Raw genomic sequence first — 527 nt, forward strand, 5'->3', positions numbered from 1 at the left:
TTGTCACCGGGCGTACTTTCCACGTCACTAACTGTCCTCCTTACGACCTGCCTGCCAATAAGACACGCACTTTACTGCGCACGAAGACGCATCAGGGAGAAGGATTTAATGAATTGCGCTTTGAGGATCAGGCCGGTCAGGAGGAGATTTATATTCACGGGCAGAAAGATCTCAAGGCGCTCGTTGAGAACGATGTGGTCTGGCACATCAAACATGATGCCCACACGGAGATTGATAATGAGCGAGTCACCCGCGTTAAAGCCAACGATCACCTGACGGTGGAGAACGAGAAACGTGACCACGTGAAAGGAGCTCTCTCGCTGACCGTTGATGCGTCGATGCATCAGAAACTGGGGCAGGCTTTGCTGGTCGAGGCGGGTGAGGAAGTGCATGTAAAAGCGGGGGCTAAGGTGGTTCTTGAAGCGGGCGCGGAGCTGACGCTCAAAGTGGGAGGAAGCTTCGTGAAGATCGATCCCAGCGGCGTGACGCTGGTCGGCCCCGGTATCAAGATGAATTCAGGTGGCAGC

1 protein-coding gene is annotated in these 527 nt (G+C 54.6%); it reads left to right on the forward strand.

Annotation, left to right across the window (positions count from 1 at the left end):
• On the forward strand, positions 1–527 hold a 527-nt coding region (locus H0248_RS21475; protein ID WP_445482661.1), incomplete at both ends, for a bacteriophage T4 gp5 trimerisation domain-containing protein.

The organism is Pectobacterium brasiliense (genome assembly GCF_013449685.1).
Taxonomy (GTDB): Bacteria; Pseudomonadota; Gammaproteobacteria; order Enterobacterales; family Enterobacteriaceae; genus Pectobacterium; species Pectobacterium brasiliense_A.